Annotated in this window: 18 protein-coding genes; 9 read left to right on the forward strand and 9 right to left on the reverse strand. The window is 45.2% G+C overall.

Annotated elements, in window-relative coordinates; all coding sequences use genetic code 11:
• Positions 1-25 precede the first annotated feature (25 nt).
• The 5 genes from J8N69_RS07880 to J8N69_RS07900 form a co-directional block, all read right to left on the reverse strand.
• On the reverse strand, positions 26-907 hold the full coding sequence (locus J8N69_RS07880) for a ParB/RepB/Spo0J family partition protein (protein WP_168823746.1): 882 nt from the start codon (positions 905-907) through the stop codon (positions 26-28).
• Positions 908-952: 45 nt separating this feature from the next.
• Positions 953-1,720 (reverse strand): ParA family protein, encoded by a 768-nt coding sequence (locus tag J8N69_RS07885; RefSeq protein ID WP_168823744.1) that lies wholly within the window; start codon positions 1,718-1,720, stop codon positions 953-955.
• 3 nt (positions 1,721-1,723) lie between these two features.
• Entirely contained in the window at positions 1,724-2,350 is a 627-nt protein-coding gene (gene rsmG, locus J8N69_RS07890; RefSeq protein ID WP_168823742.1) for a 16S rRNA (guanine(527)-N(7))-methyltransferase RsmG, read from the reverse strand.
• A 51-nt stretch (positions 2,351-2,401) separates the two neighbouring features.
• Entirely contained in the window at positions 2,402-4,291 is a 1,890-nt protein-coding gene (mnmG, locus tag J8N69_RS07895; protein ID WP_168823740.1) for a tRNA uridine-5-carboxymethylaminomethyl(34) synthesis enzyme MnmG, read from the reverse strand.
• A 726-nt stretch (positions 4,292-5,017) separates the two neighbouring features.
• The gene (locus J8N69_RS07900) at positions 5,018-6,076 is read right to left on the reverse strand and encodes an NAD(P)-dependent alcohol dehydrogenase (RefSeq protein WP_168823738.1); all 1,059 of its coding nucleotides are present in this window, start codon (positions 6,074-6,076) and stop codon (positions 5,018-5,020) included.
• A 195-nt stretch (positions 6,077-6,271) separates the two neighbouring features.
• On the opposite strand from J8N69_RS07900, the gene J8N69_RS07905 reads away from it, so the two are divergent.
• The 9 genes from J8N69_RS07905 to J8N69_RS07945 all read left to right on the forward strand — a co-directional run bounded on the left by J8N69_RS07905 (position 6,272) and on the right by J8N69_RS07945 (position 16,208).
• Complete coding sequence (locus J8N69_RS07905; RefSeq protein ID WP_168823736.1) at positions 6,272-7,150, forward strand: AraC family transcriptional regulator; 879 nt, start codon at positions 6,272-6,274, stop codon at positions 7,148-7,150.
• A gap of 86 nt (positions 7,151-7,236) precedes the next feature.
• Positions 7,237-8,220: an acrylyl-CoA reductase (NADPH) gene (acuI, locus tag J8N69_RS07910; protein ID WP_168823734.1), complete on the forward strand. Its 984-nt coding sequence runs from the start codon at positions 7,237-7,239 to the stop codon at positions 8,218-8,220.
• A 152-nt stretch (positions 8,221-8,372) separates the two neighbouring features.
• On the forward strand, positions 8,373-9,533 hold the full coding sequence (locus J8N69_RS07915; protein ID WP_168823732.1) for a sugar diacid recognition domain-containing protein: 1,161 nt from the start codon (positions 8,373-8,375) through the stop codon (positions 9,531-9,533).
• Positions 9,534-9,720: 187 nt separating this feature from the next.
• Complete coding sequence (locus tag J8N69_RS07920; protein WP_168823729.1) at positions 9,721-11,079, forward strand: GntP family permease; 1,359 nt, start codon at positions 9,721-9,723, stop codon at positions 11,077-11,079.
• 22 nt (positions 11,080-11,101) lie between these two features.
• Positions 11,102-12,262: a glycerate kinase gene (locus tag J8N69_RS07925; protein WP_168823728.1), complete on the forward strand. Its 1,161-nt coding sequence runs from the start codon at positions 11,102-11,104 to the stop codon at positions 12,260-12,262.
• A gap of 111 nt (positions 12,263-12,373) precedes the next feature.
• Positions 12,374-13,444 carry a sensor histidine kinase gene (locus J8N69_RS07930; RefSeq protein ID WP_168823727.1) on the forward strand — a complete coding sequence of 357 codons (1,071 nt, stop codon included), beginning with the start codon at positions 12,374-12,376 and terminating at the stop codon, positions 13,442-13,444.
• Complete coding sequence (locus J8N69_RS07935; protein WP_168823726.1) at positions 13,441-14,130, forward strand: response regulator transcription factor; 690 nt, start codon at positions 13,441-13,443, stop codon at positions 14,128-14,130. The genes J8N69_RS07930 and J8N69_RS07935 overlap by 4 nt, the downstream gene beginning before the upstream one ends.
• A gap of 55 nt (positions 14,131-14,185) precedes the next feature.
• Complete coding sequence (locus J8N69_RS07940) at positions 14,186-14,839, forward strand: potassium channel family protein (RefSeq protein WP_168823725.1); 654 nt, start codon at positions 14,186-14,188, stop codon at positions 14,837-14,839.
• A gap of 1 nt (position 14,840) precedes the next feature.
• Positions 14,841-16,208: a TrkH family potassium uptake protein gene (locus tag J8N69_RS07945; protein WP_168823724.1), complete on the forward strand. Its 1,368-nt coding sequence runs from the start codon at positions 14,841-14,843 to the stop codon at positions 16,206-16,208.
• Between the two features lie 69 nt (positions 16,209-16,277).
• On the opposite strand, the gene mnmE is transcribed toward J8N69_RS07945, so the two are convergent.
• The 4 genes from mnmE to rpmH form a co-directional block, all read right to left on the reverse strand.
• A complete protein-coding gene (mnmE, locus tag J8N69_RS07950; protein ID WP_168823723.1) occupies positions 16,278-17,657 on the reverse strand; it encodes a tRNA uridine-5-carboxymethylaminomethyl(34) synthesis GTPase MnmE in 1,380 nt (459 codons plus the stop codon).
• Between the two features lie 144 nt (positions 17,658-17,801).
• Entirely contained in the window at positions 17,802-19,457 is a 1,656-nt protein-coding gene (yidC, locus tag J8N69_RS07955) for a membrane protein insertase YidC (RefSeq protein ID WP_168823722.1), read from the reverse strand.
• 95 nt (positions 19,458-19,552) lie between these two features.
• A complete protein-coding gene (gene rnpA, locus J8N69_RS07960; protein ID WP_168823721.1) occupies positions 19,553-19,951 on the reverse strand; it encodes a ribonuclease P protein component in 399 nt (132 codons plus the stop codon).
• A gap of 8 nt (positions 19,952-19,959) precedes the next feature.
• Positions 19,960-20,094, reverse strand: coding sequence for a 50S ribosomal protein L34 (rpmH, locus tag J8N69_RS07965; protein ID WP_012072147.1), 135 nt, complete (start codon positions 20,092-20,094; stop codon positions 19,960-19,962).
• Positions 20,095-20,474 lie beyond the last annotated feature (380 nt).

The raw sequence follows: 20,474 nt of genomic DNA on the forward strand, positions 1-20,474 counted from the left end.
GAAAAAGCACTTGTCATAAATTGCTTCATTTCCCCTCTAGCAGCTCACCAATCAAGCGCTCCAAATGTTCAGGGTTGCGATATTCAATAACCAACTTACCCTTCCCTTTAGAAGAGGGCTGTATTTTTACCGCGGCATTGATTTTTTGGCTAATGCGTTCCGCTTCTGCGCTTAAATCAGGCAGAGAAGGTTTATTGTCTGCCGTTTTTTCCACTTGGAAAGTTTTCACTAATCTTTCTGTTTCACGTACAGACAGCGATTTGGTGACAACTTGTGACGCGGCTTGAATTTGCTTGTCATGTTCTAGAGGAAGTAAGGCCCTTGCGTGACCCATTTCAATATCGCCATGTTCCAATAAACGTCGCACTTCTGGCGTCAATCCAAGTAGGCGCAGCAAATTCGCCACGCTAGAACGAGATTTACCAACGGTATCAGCTACTTCTTGCTGGGTGAGGTGGAAGTCTTCAACCAAACGCTGTAACGCTAACGCTTCTTCAACAGGGTTCAGGTCTTCACGCTGAATGTTTTCGATTAAAGCTAACACCACCGCATCGGCGTCTTCAACATGGCGCACAATAACCGGAACTTGCGTTAGGTCCGCCAGTTTGGCCGCACGCCAACGACGTTCGCCAGCGATAATCTCATATTGATTATGGCCACTGGGTCGCACCACAATAGGCTGCATGATGCCTTGATTACGAATGGACGCAGCAAGATCTTCTAGGTGAGCGGGATTCATGTCACGACGAGGCTGAAACTTGCCTTTTGAAAGCCAGTCTACAGGCAGATAGGTCAAGCCTTTAACCTGCTCATCATTAACACCGCCATTAACCTCTTTGGTTGAGGTTGTTTGTGGTGCCAATAAGGCATCTAAGCCACGACCTAGACCTCTTTTTTTCATCGTCATTTCATTAACCCTAATGGCTATTAAAGCACACTTATAAAACAGTAATCACACTACAGATTTTCGAATAAACTCACCCGCCAAAGCAAGGTAAGCAATAGCGCCACGAGATTGTTTCTCGTAATGTAAGACAGGTAGGCCATAACTTGGCGACTCCGCCAAACGGATATTTCGAGGGATCACAGTGTCGTAAACCTTGTCGCCAAAATGCTTATGAAGCTGGCTAGAAACATCATGCGTTAAGCTAGGACGTGGATCATACATGGTTCGTAAAATTCCTTCGACCTCTAATGCGGGGTTTAATGCTTGGGTAATACGGTTAATCGTTTGCAATAACGCGGTTAACCCTTCTAGTGCATAATATTCACATTGCACCGGAATAAGCACCCCTTGAGACGCCGCCAATGCATTCACTGTCAACATATTTAAAGACGGTGGGCAATCGAGCAAAATAAAATCGAAATCATTGTCGACTTCATAAAGACCAGCACGCAGACGCGTTTCTTTACTGGGCAAATCCAATAAAGCCACTTCTGCGCCAGTCAAATCGCCATTCGCAGGCAACACCCAATACTCACCAGGCATGCTTTTTACCATGACGTCTTTTACGCCATGCGACCCCAGTAAAACGTCATAAACACTGGTGTCTAATTCTTCCTTAATCAAGCCACTTCCTGTCGTCGCGTTGCCCTGCGGGTCTAAATCGATCAACAGCACTCGGCGCTTCATGGCTGCCAATGATGCCGCTAAATTAACACAGGTGGTGGTTTTGCCCACACCACCTTTTTGGTTGGTCACTGCAATGATTCTTGCCATGCTTTATCCTTTACGCGTCATCACGACCATGTGACGCTCCGCCTGAACATGTGGCACATTAAGAGGTTCTACTGAGACTAATTCAACCTCTTTCGGTAGCGCCGCGATTTCTTCACTAGGGTAAACCCCTTTCATGGCTAGAAAATTACCCGTCGCTTTAGGAAGCGGTAATGTCCAATTAATCATATCTTGTAAAGAGGCAAAGGCTCGTGAAATAACATGATCGTATTCACCTTGATGCTGGTGTTTTTCAACCCGCTCGTTTGCGACCGTGACATTTTGAATGCCCAATTCCATCTTAACTTGCGTCAAAAAACGGGTCTTTTTGCCATTACTGTCGAGTAACGTGACGTGTTTCTCTGGGTAACATATAGCAAGCACCATACCAGGTAAACCTGGACCAGTGCCCACATCAATGATATTTGCGCCAGTAATAAAGGGTAAAGTCGCCAAACTATCAAATAAATGCAGAGAAATCATCTGTTCCACATCACGAATCGCGGTCAGGTTATAAGCCTTGTTCCACTTTTCTAGCATGGCTAGGTATTTTACCAGTGTCTGAATCGTTTCATCAGATAAAGCAGCGCCCATTTGTTGGGCGCCTTTTTGAATAGTGTCAAAGTGTGTCACAGTCGATCCATTTCTATATAAATAGCAATTAGGGATTATCGGCTGATGATTCTAGGCACTTTTGCGCGCAATGGCACGTTTTTTCAAGTGAATTAACAGTAAGGACACCGCAGCAGGCGTGACACCTTGAATTCGAGACGCCGAGGCAAGTGTCGCAGGACGAAGCTGAGTCAGTTTTTGTTTGATCTCATTCGACAAACCTTCCATCTTCAAATAATCCAAATCATCAGGCAAGGCAGTATTTTCTTGGCGGCGTAGACGCTCAATATCGTCAGCTTGACGAGTAATGTAGCCTGCGTATTTCACCGCTATTTGCACTTGCTCGGAAACTTGTTCATCAACCGGTTCAGTAAGACTATTTTTCAAATTCGCCACATCGGAATAAACAATATTCGGACGTTTAAGCAAATCTAACAAACTGTATTCATGGGTAATCGGCGTTTCCAATTTGGGGTTAATGGCGTCGGCTTCTGGTGTATTAGGCACAATCCAGCTGGATTTCAGACGTTGCGTTTCCAATTCAATGGCTTCACGCTTTTTACAAAACGCCGCCCAACGCACATCAGAGACCAAGCCAAGTTCACGGCCTTTCTCGGTGAGACGCATGTCGGCGTTGTCTTCACGTAAAATCAAACGATATTCCGCACGACTGGTGAACATACGGTAGGGTTCTTTCGTTCCCATGCTAATCAAATCATCAACCAATACACCAAGATAAGCTTCATCACGGCGCGGTGTCCAAGCGTCTTTATCTTGAGCTAATAACGCTGCGTTTAAGCCCGCCAATAAACCTTGCGCACCCGCTTCTTCGTAGCCAGTCGTGCCATTGATTTGTCCAGCAAAGAACAAACCTGGCATGTGTTTGGTTTCTAACGAATATTTTAGATCTTGCGGGTTAAAATAATCGTACTCAATGGCGTAGCCAGGGCGAGTAATATGGGCGTTTTCCATGCCTTTCATCGAACGAACCAACTCAATTTGCACATCAAATGGCAACGAGGTTGAAATACCATTTGGGTACAATTCGTGCGTGGTTAACCCTTCAGGCTCGATAAAAATTTGGTGTGAGTTTTTATCGGCAAAGCGGACAATTTTATCTTCAATTGAAGGGCAATAACGTGGGCCAATTCCTTCAATAACCCCAGTGTACATAGGAGATCTGTCCATTCCCGCACGAATAATGTCATGGGTGCGTTCGTTGGTATGGGTAATAAAGCACTCAATTTGACGCGGGTGCATGGCGCGATTCCCCATGTAAGACATGACCGGATCAATATCATCGCCCGGTTGCGCTTGCATTTGCGAGAAATCAACCGAACGAGCGTCGATTCGAGGTGGCGTACCGGTTTTTAAACGATCGACACGAAAAGGCAAGGCGCGTAATTTTTGCGCTAAACCAATGGATGGCGGATCACCCGCTCGACCACCAGAATGATTTTGTAAGCCAATATGGATAATGCCACCTAGAAAAGTCCCAGCCGTTAGCACCACGGTTTTACTGTTAAACCGTATACCGGTTTGGGTAATGACACCACGAGCAGCACCATTTTCAACAATTAGGTCTTCTACAGACTGTTGAAAAAGCCATAAATTTTCTTGGTTTTCTAATTTATGACGAATAGCGGCTTTGTATAAGATACGATCTGCTTGAGCACGAGTGGCTCGAACAGCGGGCCCTTTACGAGAGTTCAAAGTACGAAACTGAATGCCTGCTTGATCTGTTGCTAATGCCATAGCGCCATCTAAAGCATCAATTTCTTTTACCAAATGTGACTTCCCTATCCCACCGATAGCAGGGTTACAAGACATTTGTCCTAACGTTTCAATGTTATGGGACAGTAAAAGTGTTTTCACACCCATACGAGCGGAGGCTAAAGCGGCTTCTGTGCCAGCATGTCCGCCACCAACCACAATCACATCAAAACAACTTGGGAAATCCACAGCAACCTCGGTATTACTAATCAATAGAATGGAATGAATAAAAAACGAACAGATTCGATAAGGTGGCCTAGTATATCGGCAAATTTTGAAAAAGAAAGAGACGCTAGAGGCTATTCCCCGGTCATCAATATTAATAAATTAATTAAGTATATAGATCTTTTTATGTTTGTTATGTTTATGTAGTAAGAGAAAATCTGTGTATAACGATAAAAAATCCTTATTTATTAAATTCTTATAGAGATAACATCTTGTTAAGAGAGGGCATGACTACCTGTGGTGTGGATAACCTCAACCTGTGTATAAATACCCTACTTATACAGAGTGGTTTTTTTACCTCTAAGTTGTTAAAAACTGTGCAAAACTTCTTATCCACCTATCACCATACTTATCAACAGCACTTTTTTGTTATTTTATAAATATTATCTATTTGTTTTTATTGGACTTTTACCTTAAAAATAGCTTTTTTAAAGCGCTTATTTTAAAAAAAGAGTCCACAGGCAAAAAAATTAATTTTTTTGAAAACTTCATATTTCAGAACAATTAAGAATGTGCATAATATCCCCTGTCAACGCCTTGACAGGGATAACGATTGCCTTGTGTATAAAAAAATAGGCTTAAAAAGCCCCCGTGTGGATATCCGCTTTAGACAGACGAAAAAAAACGCCAGTGATGCAAGTTAGGGCATCACTGGCGTTGTATGGATTAGGTGTTGTTTTACACCTTGGCTTACTCGTCGTTTTTTAGGCTTTTCATATCAATGATAAACCGATATTTCACATCGCCTTTTTTCATGCGTTGATACGCTTGGTTGATATCTTGGATATTGATCATCTCAGCATCACACTCGATATTGTGCTGTGCACAGAAGTCTAATACCTCTTGTGTTTCTGCAATACCGCCGATGAGAGAGCCGGTCAGAACGCGACGTTTCAACACCAAGTTTGCAGAGTGAACCGCCGGTTCCATTGGTTCAACTAATCCCACTAAAATATGCGTTCCATCGACTTTTAAGCAATTTAGGTAAGGGTTCAAATCGTGTTGTACCGGAATAGTGTCTAACAGATAGTCAAAGTGCATGGTTGCAGCGGCCATTTGCGCGTCATCGGTCGACACAATGACATGATCGGCGCCCTGTTTTTTAGCTTCTGCAATTTTACTTTCAGAACGAGTAAAGATAGTCACTTCTGCACCGAGCGCTTTAGCGAACTTGACGCCCATGTGACCTAAGCCACCCATGCCTAAAACACCGACTTTATCGCCTGCTTTTACACCATGATGGCGAAGCGGAGAATAAGTGGTAATGCCAGCACACAATAATGGTGCGGCTTTACTTATATCAAGGGCTTCTGGAATGGCTAAAACGAATTTTTCCCTTACTACTATGTGATCTGAGTAACCGCCATAGGTTAAGGTGCCATCTATTAAGTCGTTGAAACCGTAAGTTCCGACAAACCCCTTGTCACAATATTGTTCTAGATCTGCGGCGCAGTGCGAGCAATGCTGGCAAGAGTCGACCATACAGCCAACACCGACCACATCGCCTATTTTGTATTTAGAAACCTTGTTGCCAACTTGTGTCACTTTACCCACAATTTCATGGCCTGGAACGATAGGATAGTTACTTGGCCCCCAATCACTTTCAGCCACATGAATGTCGGAATGGCAGACGCCACAATACAGAATATCGATCTTTACATCATCTTCACGAAGCGCGCGGCGTTCAAATGAAAACGGGGCTAACGGGGTGGTGGCAGATTGTGCTGCGTAGGCTTTTGCTTGACTCATAACCTTTACTCCAGTGGTTGAATAGAACATTAGTGGTATTCAGTTTAGAGTAAAACAAACACAATTAAGTTGTGCATTTTTGCTATAGTTTTGCCTATTCCTCTAAATAGAGCAGACTTTACTTTTCCTACACAATCTCGTAAGACCTAAATTCAGCGCTAATAACGGCATTGATTTTTTATAGATGGATCAAACATGAGCGATAACAATTTAGTCAATTTGATCAAACCTCTGGTGAGTGACGATGGCTTTTCAGATACCTTAATTACTCATGTTCGCCTGATGAAGTGTGCGAAGTCTCTGCCTCGCATGCCCCTTATCTATCGTCCTGGGTTGACGATTATTGTGCAAGGTCGAAAAATAGGTTACTTAGGTGACCGTGAAATTCACTATAATTCTGGTCATTATTTGGTCCAAACCCTGCCTTTGCCTTTTGAATGCGAAACCTTTGCCAGTCAAGAAGAGCCGCTACTTGGCGTGTCTATAGAGATTGACCCTGTTTTATTATCTGAGTTGGTGTCTGTTGCTTCTGAAGAGCATTTAAAGCCATCTGTATCTCATTTTCCCATGTCATCCGTGCCGATGAGCGCGGATATGATGGAGTCTGTGGCGCGTCTTATCAAAGCATTGCATGACCCTTATACGGCAAAAATCATGGGACAAAGTCGAGTACGAGACGTTATTTTTGAAGCCTTACAAAGTCCACAAGGCGATGCTTTGCGTGCCTTAGTGACGAATCAAGGCCGCTTTTCATTGATAGCAAATACGCTTAAGCAATTACATCTTCAGCTGGACCAAGAGGTTCGGGTAGAGCAGCTTGCTGAACATGCTCATATGAGTGTGTCTAGTTTCCATCATCACTTTAAAAGCATCACGGGCTCTTCCCCTTTGCAGTATTTAAAGCGACTACGTTTACTTAAAGCACAGATGCTATTGAACCAAGGCTATTTGAATGTCAGTCAGGTCTCATTAGAAGTCGGTTATAACAGTATCCATCAATTTAGCCGAGACTATAAACGCTACTTTGGATTGCCGCCAACAAAAGACCTGCTAAGAGAAGACACACTAATATGATGCTTTTCTGGACTAGAGTTGATTTTTTCATCATTGTTATCTAATGGTTATCAGATGAGACTAAAAGAGCAAAACGGGAGAAAATGATGTTTAAAGCCATATTAATCACGCAAGAAGATAAAAAAAGTGCGGCATCCGTGGCGACACTACATGACTATCAATTGCCTGAAGGCGATGTCTTAATCGAGGTACATTACAGTACTTTAAATTATAAAGATGGTTTGGCCATCACCGGCAAAGCGCCTGTGGTGCGTTCTTTTCCTATGGTGCCAGGCATCGATTTAGTCGGCAAAGTGTTACAAAGCGATTCTGAACGTTTCTCACCGGGGAATTTCGTTGTGCTTAATGGTTTTGGCGTGGGGGAAGTCCATTGGGGTGGATTGGCCGAAAAAGCACGACTCAAAAGTGAGTGGCTTATTCCCCTACCAAAAGGTATAGAACCAAAGCAATCTATGGCAATAGGTACCGCGGGCTATACTGCAATGTTGTCGATTCTTGCCCTTGAAAAACAAGGTGTTACGCCGGATTCTGGCGATATTCTTGTCACCGGTGCAAACGGTGGTGTGGGCAGCTTTGCGATTCGTCTATTAAACCGCCTTGGTTATCATGTGGTTGCTTCCACAGGGCGGATGGAAGAAAGCGATTACCTAAAAAGCCTTGGAGCGCGTGACATTATCGACCGAAATACCTTGTCTGAGCCTGGTAAACCTTTGCAGAAAGAGCATTGGGCAGGGGTAATCGATTGTGTTGGTAGTCACACCTTAGCCAATGCGTGCGCCAGTACCAAATACGGCGGCGTCGTTACCGCTTGCGGCTTGGCTCAAGGCATGGACTTCCCCGTTTCCGTCGCTCCCTTCATCTTACGAGGCATCAAATTGATCGGCATCGACAGCGTTATGCGGCCCTTAGCGGACAGAATAGAAGCGTGGCAGCGCTTGAGTGAACTACTACAACCAGAAGACTATGACAGCATCAGTGAAGAAATCGGCTTGGAAGACGTAGTCGACACGGCCCATAAATTGCTCGATGGTAAAGTTCGCGGTCGAGTGATTGTGACATTAAAATCGTAAGATAAAACAACGCTCTGGATTTATTACAGACACTGAATTATTACAGACGCAGAATACTTTTGTACTCTGTGTCTGGCTTATGTCTACCTCGCTATTTTCCCTCGTGGATTTTCAGTAATATGACACCTACTTTGTTATAGATTGGAGCGCCAATGGATGTCTTAGACCCCGCTATTGCGATGCAAATTGTTAGTCGTACCATGAGCATTTTGGGTCACAATGTGAATGTGATGAACAGCCGAGGGGTGATTCTTGGTTCGGGTGATAATCTGCGTATTGGCGCGGTTCATGAAGGGGCTTTACTGGCGATCACTCAAAATAGAGTGGTAGAAATTACCGCAGAAGTGGCTTCTGGACTTATTGGCGTTAAACCGGGGATTAATTTACCTCTGCATTATCAAGGAGAAATCATTGGTGTTATTGGGATAACCGGTGAATTTAAAGAAATAACCCCTTATGGCCAGTTGCTCAAAATGACCGCAGAGATGATCGTTGAGCAAGCTAACTTACAAGACAATCTGCAATGGGAAAACCGTCAGAAAGAAGCGTTTATATTACAGCTGGTTAAGGGAGAACTCCCACATAAAGCGCAGCTGACAGAATGGGCAGCGCAATTAGGTGTTTCTCTAGAAACCCCTAGAGTCGCGGCTATTATTGAAGTCAGTGATTTGAACGCCAGCGTGCAGCATGATGGTCATGGTGCCAACAACCTTAAAGAAATATCGCGCCTTTTACAGCATCCAGAACGCGATAATTTAGTGGCCATGACATCACTGAATCAGCTGGTTATCTTAAAACCCGCGTTGCTTGATGGAAAACAATGGGATCCTATTTTAGAAAGCACACGCATTGATTCCTTGCTAAAGCGTTTGCCTGCGCATCTAAAAGACCGTATTAAAATTGCCTTAGGGCATTATTTTCCGAGCATTGAAGGCATTGCTCACTCCTATCAAACGGCACAAGAGACTTTAAGCATTGGTAAGCAGATGAACAGCGAAGAGAGAAAATATCTTTTTGAGGATTACTCTTTGCAGGTTTTGCTGTCAGGCCTCAAGCATAACTGGCGGGGTGAGGTTCTTTCCAGTCATTATAAGCAGCTTCAATCCGTTGATAAAAAAGGTGTTTTAAGAAAAACCTTGGCAGCTTACACCACTCATTTTGGTGATTTACAACACTGTGCCAATGCGCTACACATTCACCGTAATACGCTGCGTTACCGATTAGACAAAATCCAAGCGATCACCCATGTTGATATTCATACCTTAGATGGCCTTTTCAGTCTGTATTTGGGGCAGTTGATAACAGATCAATGACTGGAAAAGGGAGGACTTATCCCATAAAAATGCATTTTTTTGTGCAAATGACTAAAAAATAAAGAAAAATCCTCCCAATATCCAGCTAAGTGGCTAAAGCTTCTGATGCGCATTTGTTGAATAATGAAAAGTCTTAAACGCTGGTGTCATTGGCTCCAATAATTAAAATTAAAAAGGACATTATTCGATGAACTTAGTACTGATCTTGATAGGGGTTATTGCCTTTATCGTACTCGCAACCTCTAGATTTAAACTTCATCCCTTCTTAACCTTGATATTAGCGGCGTTTATCGCGGCTTTTGCTTACGGTTTACCAAGTAGTGATATCGCAAAAACCATCACATCGGGCTTTGGCGGCATTCTTGGGTACATAGGCTTAGTGATCGTTTTGGGCACGATTATTGGTGCCATTTTAGAAAAAAGTGGTGCCGCCATTACCATGGCGGATTGTGTTATTAGGCTTTTAGGTAAGCGCTTCCCTACGTTAACCATGTCTTTGATTGGTTATCTTGTCTCCATTCCTGTGTTTTGTGATTCTGGTTTTGTCATTTTGAACTCATTGAAGCAGTCGATGGCAAATCGTATGAAGGTTTCCAGTGTGTCCATGAGTGTGGCATTGGCAACAGGGCTTTATGCTACTCATACTTTTGTTCCGCCAACGCCAGGTCCTATTGCTGCTGCCGGTAACTTAGGCTTAGAGTCAAATTTAGGTTTGGTTATCTTAGTAGGGGTTTTTGTTGCTGCTGTGGCCGCTTTGGCGGGCATGTTGTGGGCAAATCGCTTTGCGAATGTCGAGCCTGATGGTGAAGGCGCGGATGAACTAAAAACGCAAAATGCAGACTACGAAGCGTTAAAGCAAAGTTACGGTGAGCTGCCAAGCCCATTCAAAGCTTTTGCGCCGATTTTTGTGCCTATTTTATTAATCTGTTTTGGTTCTATCGCCGGCTTTCCTTCTGCTCCTTTAGGGAAAGAGACGTTATATGATGTATTGGTCTTTTTAGGACAACCCGTTAATGCCTTGCTAATTGGTCTGTTTTTATCTTTGTTGTTGCTAAAAAGTGATAAAAAAATAGCAGAGTTTAGTGAGCGAATTAGCCAAGGTTTGGTGGTTGCTGCCCCTATTTTGCTAATTACGGGGGCCGGTGGTGCCTTTGGTGCGGTTCTGAAAGCCACCCCGATTGGCGATTTTCTGGGTACGTCACTGTCTGCGCTGGGGATTGGTATTTTTATGCCGTTTATTGTGTCGGCGGCATTAAAATCGGCACAAGGCTCTTCTACCGTTGCTTTGGTGGCAACATCGGCTTTGGTTGCGCCTATGTTAGGTGATATTGGCTTAGCCAGTGAGATGGGTCGAGTATTAACGGTCATGGCAATTGGTGCGGGCGCCATGACGGTATCTCATGCTAACGATAGCTTCTTCTGGGTAGTGGCTCAATTTAGCCGCATGAGCGTCTCTCAAGCTTATAAAGCGCAAACCATGGCAACCTTGATTCAAGGCGTTACCGCAATGTGCCTTGTGTATATTTTGAGCTTATTCTTACTGTAACGGATTGTTGAAAGGAACCACTATGAAGATTGTGATTGCACCCGATTCCTTTAAAGAAAGCTTAACCGCTTTTGACGTCGCCAATGCGATTGAAGCGGGTTTTCGTCAGGTATTTCCGGCGGGGGAATACGTAAAAGTGCCGATGGCCGATGGCGGTGAAGGCACGGTGCAATCCATGGTTGAAGCGACGCAAGGGTATTTGGTGGATCTTGAAGTGACTGGGCCGCTGGGCAATAAAGTGATGGCGCAATACGGTATTTTAGGCGCGGTAGAGGGCCAAACATCGACCTCGGCAGTGATTGAAATGGCGTCGGCTTCAGGGTTGCATTTGGTGCCACGGGATCAGCGTGATCCGCTTTATACCACCAGCTTCGGCGCAGGCGAACTCATCAAAGATGCCTTGGATCGAGGCATTAAACACATTGTGTTAGGACTAGGTGGCAGTGCAACCAATGATGCCGGTGTCGGTTTGGCACAAGCATTGGGCATTCAATTCCAAGATGAAACCAATCAAGAACTGCCGTTTGGGGGCATGGCGCTGGCGCAATTAAGCCGTGTGGATTTGAGCCAGGTGCACCCTTTGTTAGCCGAATGCCGTTTCGATGTCGCCTGTGATGTTGATAATCCGTTATGTGGTGAACATGGCGCTTCCGCTATCTTTGGGCCACAAAAAGGTGCCACCCCAGACATGGTGGCCTTGTTAGATAAAACCCTTGGTCATTTTGCGGATGTGTTAGTGCAAAGTGGCTTTGCGGACCACAGATTAGAGCCAGGCGTTGGTGCCGCTGGCGGCATGGGATTAGGGGCGAAAGTCTTTCTTAATGCGACGCTAAAACCCGGTATCGAGATTGTGATGGAAACCGTTGGTCTGGCTGAAAAACTGCAAAATGCCGATTTGGTCATCACCGGTGAAGGCCGAATTGATGGCCAAACTGTGTTTGGCAAAACGCCCATGGGCGTGCTGAAACAAGCCAACGCAAATAAGGTTCCAACCATTGGTATTGCTGGTAGTTTGGGACAAGACGCCGAGGCTATTTTGGCGCACGGCATGTTGGCTATTTTCCCGATTATTCCCGCGCTGGATAGCTTGGATAATGTGCTGGCTCAGGCTGAAAAGAACCTCATCACCACCTCACGCAACATCGCCGCCGCGATGAAATTAGGTCGTTTTCTAGGCGAGTGAATTTGATGGTGTAATGAAAAATTACGCTTTTTTTACGCGCTAATGCTTATCGCCTTTGTTAGAGTCTTGCTTGTGCTCTTCCCTATTTAATTGCCCATAACAAGCGACCCTATGAAACAGAATTGGCCAAGCATCTCCTCTCACTATCTAGCCGTGTGTGCTGTTGTTGCGGCTCTGCTAATCAGTTATGGGTTGGATACTTGGCTTGGGTCAAATATTGCGGTGTTGCTGATTTTACAATTGGCGGTGGTGGTAGTGGCGCTTTTGTGTCGTCCTCGTTGGGTCTATGTTGTCGCTCTGTTTGAGGCTTTGTGTTTCAACTTTTTCTTCACCGTTCCGCGTTATTCTTTTGAAATGTTTAACCGCGATGACATGTTGAATTTGCTGGTGTTTTTGCTGGTGGCCGTGATCACCAGTAGGCTAGCTGAGCTGTATCAGCATCAACAAAATCAATTAAAACAAGAACAGTTACGCAGTCGTATTTTATTGTCCGTTTCTCATGATTTACGCACGCCTTTGGCGACGATTATTGGTACTTTGAGTACGCTTAAAGAGTACACGAATAAGCTGACTGAAAAGGAAAAAACCGAGCTATTAGGCAGTGCCACCAGCGAAAGTCACCGACTGCATCAATACATCGAAAATCTGTTGCAAGCGACCAAACTGCAGCATGGTGTGGTGGTTCCGAAACAATCTGAACAGTCTGCTGTTGCCATTATTGATCTTGTTATGGCGCGTTTTAGCGAGCAAAAATCACGTTTAACACTACAAATAGACGACAAGCTGCCGCTGATTTCGGTGAGTGCGTCGCTTATCCAACAAGCGATTTTTAACGTTGTCGACAATGCCTTGCGCTATTCGCCAATCGATAAATCTGTGATCATTTCTGTAAGTACGTTAGATACAGATAATAAGCATCCTCAGATTGTGATTGACGTGCAAGATCAAGGTGTTGGTATTCGATCGGATCAGTCAAACAGTATCTTTGAGCTGTTTTATTCGGTTGATTCTTTTAAGCGTAGCGACAGTGGTACGGGGTTAGGTTTAGCGGTATCAAAAGGCATTATTGCCGCCCATCAAGGTACGATTCAATCCATTCCCGTTGCGCAAGGTTGTCTGATTCGCATCTGTCTGCCCGCGAGCATTGAGCCATCACGGCATGGCAAAGGGAGTGCATCATGACTTCTTATAAAATACTGGTGATCGACGACGAACCACAAATCCACACCTTTATGCGAATCTCATTGGTGGCGGAAGGTTTTGAATATCTTGGTGCGGACTCTATTCAGTCAGCTAAGCAAATTATGGAGCAGAACCCACCGCACTTGTTGATATTGGATCTGGGGTTGCCTGATGGCGATGGTATGGATTTGCTCAACTTCGTGCGCGCCACCAGTCATACACCAATTCTGATTTTAACCGCGCGTGATGAGGAAGAGGAAAAAATTCGTCTACTTGAGGCAGGCGCGAATGATTATCTTAGTAAGCCATTCGGCATTCGAGAGTTGATCGCCCGAGTGAAGGTTTTGCTGCGGGACTTAGTAAATACCCACTTACCTGCTGATATCCTAGAAACAAGAGATATTAAGCTGGAAATCAGCACCAATCAGGCGTGGTTTCAAGGCGCACCTTTGGCGTTAACCAAAAAAGAATTCGCCTTTCTACGCATGCTGATCACCACGCCAGATAAGCTGGTGATGCAAGAAGTGTTACTGGCCAATATTTGGGGCGTTACTCACACCCGAGATTCGCATTACTTGCGGATTTTAGTCAGTCAGCTGCGTAAAAAACTCCAAGATAATGCCAATGAGCAGCGTGTTATCAAAACAGAGCCCGGTCTAGGTTATCGCTTGTTATCAGACAGTTAACTCATCAGAAAACTTTTAAAAAACTCTCAAAAGACATGAATAAAAGGTAATTAATATGGCGCATTTTACGGTGATTGGTTTGGGGCGTTTCGGGGTTGCCGCCAGTATGGAGCTGATTTATCTGGGTCATACCGTCACCGGCGTGGATCGAGACGCCAAAATTGCGGAGAAATATGTCGATGATTTCACTCAAGTGATGATTTGTGATTCCACCGATGAAAATGCGTTAAAAGAGCTTGATCTGATTAATAGCGATGCGGTGCTGGTGGCCATTGGTGAAGACATGGAATCCAGCCTGTTGTGTATTCTGGCACTGAAAAAGCTTGGTGTGAAAGAAATCTGGGTCAAGGCCAGTAGCCGCGCTCATCACACGATTGTTTCCAAACTTGGCGTGGCGCGTATTATTCACCCTGAAGAAGAAATGGGCATGCGTGTTGCTCAGGCGCTGAATTACCCGATGGTGAACGATTATTTGTCTATTGGCCACGGTTTATATGTGGTGGAGATTCACATCAAACCACAGCTAGACGGACGTCCTCTTGGCGATGTTTTAGACCCAGCAAAAGGAAAAGTCGACGCGGTGATGATCAAACGAGAGCAAGAGACGTTTTTGCAATTGGATAAAGCGTTTGTGTTGAAAGAAAAAGATATCTTGTTACTGTGCGGTCTGCGTAGCGAACTAAAACACATCGCACCAAGGCTGGCTTGAGATGATGAACTGGGACCCCGCCGTAATCGCCATAGAGCGTCATCCCAAAGCGGCGAAAAAAATCATGGCGGCGCCACCCTTAATCTTGTGTGGTGGCTTCTTATTATTAATTCTAATTGGTACCTTGTTGCTTAAATTGCCGATGGCGACCACACAACCTATCTCTTGGTTACACAGTGTTTTTACTGCGACCTCAGCAGTCACGGTAACAGGCTTGGTAGTTCAAGACACGGGCACGGTATTTACTACCTTTGGGCAAGTGGTGATTGCGCTACTGATTCAGTGCGGTGGCCTGGGGTTAATGACCTTCGCTATCGTCACTCTCGTCGCGCTGGGTGGTCGTATTGGTTTTCTTCAGCGTACCGTCGCCATTGAAGCCTTTAATCAAACTGACGCCTCTACCATCGTTTCTACGGCGAAGTCTGTGTTGCTGTTCTCCTTGATTGTCGAAGTGATCGGCATGTTGATTCTTGCAGTACATTGGAGTGATACATTAGGTTGGAAAACCAGCTTATTTCATGGTTTTTTCTACACCATTAGCGCTTTTAATAACGCGGGATTTGCCTTGTCCTCTGCAAGCTTAATGCCCTACGTGGCGGATCCTGTGGTGAATTTGACCATCAGCGGACTGTTTATTATCGGTGGTTTGGGTTTTTCCGTATGGATTGACCTCATAAAAAATCGTCGTTGGGCGAGGCTTTCGCCCTACAGTAAAATGATGATTACCGGCACCATTATTATTAATCTTGTTGCCTTGCTGGCCATCTATTTTATCGAATACAGCAACCCGAAAACCCTTGGCCCACTGAGCGAAACAGGCAAATGGCTGGCGTCTTGGTTCCAAGCGGTGACACCACGTACGGCAGGGTTTAACACGCTCGCCATTGAAGAACTAAGAGATGCCACGACCGCGCTGATGTTGGTGCTGATGTTCATTGGTGGTGGGTCTTTGAGTACCGCCAGCGGCATAAAGGTGGTGACTTTTATGCTGCTGGTGCTAGCAACTTACGCTTACCTGCGTCGTGATGACGAAGTGAACGTATTTAAACGCGAGATTCCTAAGGAAGTGATCAGCAAAGCGCTGGCTTTGAGCATGATTTCTATTGGTGTGACTTGGTTGGCCATATTTGTGCTATTGATAAGTGAAAAACACGCGCAAATGATCGACGTGGTGTTCGAAGCCGTATCGGCATTGGGTACGGTTGGCCTTTCTCGTGGCTTAACCGGTTCCTTGAGTAACACGGGGGAAGGCATCATCATCTTCTTGATGTTTATTGGCCGCCTTGGGCCACTCACACTCGCCTACTTCCTCGCCAGCCCAAGAAGCAAAAAAGTCCGCTACCCGAAAGTCAAAATGACCGTGGGTTAGAGACTTTCCGTGCTCTAAACCTTATGGCTTAGAGCACGGAATTTTTTTCATTTGTTCATTAACGTATTTCTATTTCCCGATACAAAACGAGCCAAAGATGCGGCCAAGTAGGTCATCGCTGGTGAAGGCGCCGGTGATTTCACTGAGGGCTTGTTGGGCTTCTTTTAGGTCTTCTGCGAGTAATTCCCCTGCGCCGTAGCCGTGCAGTTGTTCGTTGCCGGCGTCTAAAAAGCGCTTGGCTTTGTTGAGTGCTTCAATATGACGACGACGCGCGATAAAACCGCCTTCTGTGGTGCTGTCGAAGCCCATGACGGCTTTTAGGTGTTCCGTCAAATCACTAACGCCCTCGCCTGTTTTGGCCGATAGAGAGACAACAGAGACACCTGAGATCATTTCTAGCCCCGTGCTTTCTTTGGTCAAGTCGACTTTGTTGCGTACCAAGGTAAGGTGTTTGGTGTTGCCCAGTTTTTCGATGAATTCAGGCCAGATTTCGTTTGGGTCTTTTGAATCAATGGATTGGCTGTCGACCATCATTAAGATGCGATCCGCTTTGCTGATTTCGTCCCATGCGCGCTGAATACCGATGCGCTCGACTTCGTCTGGGCTGTCACGTAAACCGGCAGTGTCGATAATGTGCAGCGGCATGCCATCAAGATGAATGTGTTCGCGCAAGACGTCACGCGTGGTGCCTGCGATGTTGGTGACGATGGCGGATTCTTTACCAGATAAGGCATTCAATAAGCTGGATTTACCGGCATTGGGGCGGCCTGCGATGACCACGTTCATGCCTTCGCGAATCAAGGCGCCTTGGCTTGCTTCTTTGAGTACCTCGGCCAGTTTGCTTTGAATGCCGGTCAGTTCTGCGGCGACTTTGCCATCCCCAATAAAATCGATTTCTTCTTCCGGAAAATCAATCGCAGCTTCGACATAAATACGCAGGTGGATTAAGGCTTCAACCAGTTCGTCTACGCGTTTTGAAAACGCCCCTTGTAAGGAGCGCAACGCGCATTTGGCGGCTTGCTCCGAGGTACTGTCGATCAAATCGGCAATGGCTTCCGCTTGGGTTAAGTCCATTTTGTCGTTCATAAAAGCCCGTTCGGAGAATTCACCGGGACGGGCTAAACGCGCGCCAAGCGTCACACAATGGCTCAGTAGCATGTCCATAATGACGGGGCCGCCATGGCCTTGCAGTTCAAAAACATCTTCGCCAGTGAAGGAGTTGGGCCCTGGGAAATACAGCGCCAAGCCCATGTCGAGTTGTTCGTCTTGCGCGCCTTTGAAGGGCACATAATGCGCGTAACGTGGCGTGGGTTCGAAGCCGATAATCTGCTTGGCGATGGCAAGGCTTTTTGGCCCTGATAAACGAATAATCCCTACGCCACCTCGGCCGGGAGCCGTGGCTTGTGCGGCGATGGTGTCTTGGTCTGTGGCGTATTGGAAATCGGTCATAATCAAACTCTGTGCTGTGGTACGGTAAAAAAGAATGGCTAGCAATCGGGCAATTGTCTATTAGCCTAGCTGACATGGCAATCTAAACGTAAAAAAGGCCTCCCACTGGGAAGCCTTTTAATCGAAACCTGAGCCTGTTGAGTATCAGGCTTCTTTTTCGATGCGCTTAGTAATGATGTACTGCTGTACGATAGATAAGGTGTTGTTAACCACCCAGTACAACACCAAACCACTTGGGAACCACAAGAAGAAGAAGGTAAATGCGATGGGCATTATCTTCATGATTCGAGCTTGCATTGGATCGGGTGGTGTTGGGTTAAGCATTTGCTGGCCCATCATACTTAAGCCCATCAAGATAGGCAGTACGAAATAAGGGTCCATAGACGCTAAGTCATGTATCCATAGGAAGAAGGGTGCGTGACGTAATTCAACCGACTCCATCAATACCCAGTACAAAGAAAGGAAAACCGGCATTTGTACCAAGATAGGTAAACAGCCCCCTAGCGGGTTAATTTTCTCTTTTTTGTACAATGCCATCATTTCTTGCGACATTTTCTGGCGATCGTCACCGTACTGATCTTTCAGCTTGGCGATTTCTGGGCCGAATTTGCGCATTTTTGCCATTGAACGGTAGCTAGCAGCAGACAACTTGAAGAAGACGGCTTTTACGCACACTACGATCAAGATAATCGCGATACCCCAGTTGATCACGAAAGATTGGATCAGGGTAAGCAACCAAAATAGCGGTTTCGCTAACCACCACAACCAGCCGTAATCGACAGTGAGATCTAGATTCTCTGCGGTTTCTTCCAGCTGGTCTTGAAGTTTTGGACCAACATAAAAGGTTGAGCTCAACGTGCCTTGTTTGCCAGAGGCTATTTCAACCGGAGAGCCGGTGAAACCTATGATGTTAAAGTCGCCATTGGTTCGCGCTTGCAAGGTGACTTTTTGGCCTTGTTCAGGGATCCAGGCAGAAACAAAATAGTGTTGCAGTACCGCAACCCAGCCTTGAGTGGTGGTGGTTTTAAGCGGTTCCTCTTCCATGTCTGAAAAAGAAATCTTTTTGTATTTATTCTGCTCATCTGAAACGGCACCACCCAGATAAGGCTGTAGGCCCATACTTGTCGCGCTGCTTGGATCTTCTGAGTTATCACGCTTTATTTGAGCGAATAAATTACCGCGCCACGTATCCGCAGACGTATTGTCTATCGTGATTAGCTGACGAATACGGTATTTGCCTTTAGTGAAACGGAAGGTTTTGGTGTATTTCACGCCTTTCGCGTCAGTGTAGTAGAGGTTTACATCAAGCGAATCGTCACCTTCTGCCAAGGAGTAAGACGTTTGCTCTGATTGGTAAACTGGACGACCTTGTGGTGACGCATCAGGACCATTTTGACCGATTAGGCCACTTTGTGTCACATAAGTGCGTTCGTCGCCGTTTTCTAAGATGACAAAAGAATCGGGTTTATCCAATGTTTTTTTGTAATCCAAAAGCGCCGCTTCAACTAGGTCACCGCCGACTGGGTTAATGGCAACACGTAGGGTATCGGTTGTCACTTCAATCAATTTTCCAGGTGCGAGTTTTGTCGCACTTTGTGGAATTTCGGCATTAGCATCGCTAGTACTTTGAGTTGCCAAAGGCAAATCATCGCTCATTTGAGGGTTCGCCTCAGATTGATTCTGAGTGCTTTGAGCTACGCTTTGAGTGGACTGAGGACCATAATCTTGGCTCCACTGTAAAAACAGTAGGTAGCCACTGATAAAAAGCGCACCCCATAAAAAGTAACGTCTGAAATCCATGGTATTCAACTAATTTATTTGGTTGGACAAGTAGGTTCATTGAACCCTTATAAAAATCACGCGCTATTAAACCAGCCTTTGGCAGTTTTTTCAGCCTATTTCTGCTTATCTTGGTCGCGTTTTTTATTTTGGGCGGGTTTTAGGGCTTTTTTTGCTAACTGATCCCATGCTTTTTCGAGTCGGCTGTGCAAAGTGGCGTTGTCTAGCTCTTTAATGCCTTGTCGTGCTAAGAAAATAATATCCAAGCCGGACAGTGGAATTTTGTGATGGCGAAAGGAATCACGCACCAAGCGTTTGATACGATTCCGGCCTACGGCACGCTTATCTGTTTTTTTCGACACAATAAGACCCAACCGAGTTTGGTTGTCATCTCGTTTTCGTGCCAATAAAAGAAATTCGCCAGCGAAGACTTTGGAGGTGGTGTCGTTAAAGACGGATTGATAATCCCCGGCATTCAGAAGTCTGACATGCCGAGGAAAACAATATTCGGTCATCAGCGGTTTTATGCGCTTAGAACCTTGCGGCCGCGAGCACGACGACGAGCGATAACTTGACGTCCGCCTTTAGTAGCCATACGAGCACGGAAACCGTGGTTACGTTTGCGTTTTAGAACGCTAGGTTGGAAAGTTCTTTTCATCTTAATTCTCTCACTGAATGCAGTGTTTGAGTTTTGAGGGTTAGCGATCGCCAAGCCTCTACATTTGATTGGTCAAATCAGGGCGCGGATTTTAGAGCCTTTCCCCAGTAAATTCAATGCTTACACCGCTTAATTATGAAAAAAATAGCGATACAATCTATTAAATACTTACCCACAGAGTTTTACTCTGTTGGTGGATAAAAAAACTCGCTGAAAAATTTATTATCCACAGGTGTGCTGTTTTTTTATTTTATGTGTATAAAAATCAAATAGATGAAACCTTTTTAAATTGTGCACAAGGTAAAAATAAAGGTCGCTTATTATGTGTATAACTTACCCTTTTATGCACATGATTGATCTTTTATCACCCGCTGTGCATA

Source organism: Marinomonas profundi (genome assembly GCF_020694005.1).
Classification (GTDB): domain Bacteria; phylum Pseudomonadota; class Gammaproteobacteria; order Pseudomonadales; family Marinomonadaceae; genus Marinomonas; species Marinomonas profundi.